The organism is Ruegeria sp. AP12 (assembly GCF_056540025.1).
This window is the reverse complement of the sequence record NZ_JBQFVZ010000281.1, coordinates 1-583: the sequence shown is the minus strand read 5'-3', so window position 1 is coordinate 583 and position 583 is coordinate 1. Positions and strand designations below refer to the sequence as shown.

At 62.1% G+C, this 583-nt stretch carries 2 protein-coding genes; both read left to right on the top strand.

What is annotated here, in order from left to right; genetic code table 11:
- A partial coding sequence (locus tag ACR0E6_RS22760; RefSeq protein ID WP_480587676.1) for a histidine phosphatase family protein occupies positions 1-485 on the top strand: 485 nt, incomplete at its 5' end.
- Positions 486-495: 10 nt separating this feature from the next.
- A partial coding sequence (locus ACR0E6_RS22755) for a thioredoxin domain-containing protein (RefSeq protein ID WP_480587679.1) occupies positions 496-583 on the top strand: 88 nt, incomplete at its 3' end.

Below are 583 nucleotides of genomic sequence, written 5' to 3'. Positions count from 1 at the left end.
CCCGGCATGTCGAAACGGCCTCGAGCATGGGGCTGCCTGAGCCGGTTCGCGATGCACGCCTGAACGAGATCGAGTATTTCACCCTGGCGCAGCTGTTTCACGAACAGCACGGCGTGGCGATCCCGACTGATCGCGAAGGGTTTGTTGATCACCTGCCCCGCACTTTCGCTGCGTGGGCCGATGGCGACATCCAGGATGCGCCCGAAAGTTTCGAACAGTTTGAAACCCGCGTCAGCGACGCCCTGCATGAGATCGGAACCGAGGGTGGGCCGGCCATTGTTGTCACGTCGGGTGGGCTGATCTCGATGGTGGTGCGGCAGGCAATGGGTCTGGATATCCCGTCGATGGCGCGGGTGGCGCTTGCCATCATGAACACTTCGATGCACCGCCTCCACCCGATTGGAGCGCAGCTCAGCCCGGTTCTGTTCAACGCGACCCCGCATCTGGAAGCGCCAGACCGGCAATTCGCCCAGACCCATCTGTAAGGAGGTCCCGATGCAGCTTTACTACGCGCCCCGCACCATTTCAGTTGCCGTTGCCATCGCGCTGGAAGAGGCCGGTCTGGATTATGAGGCGATCCGGT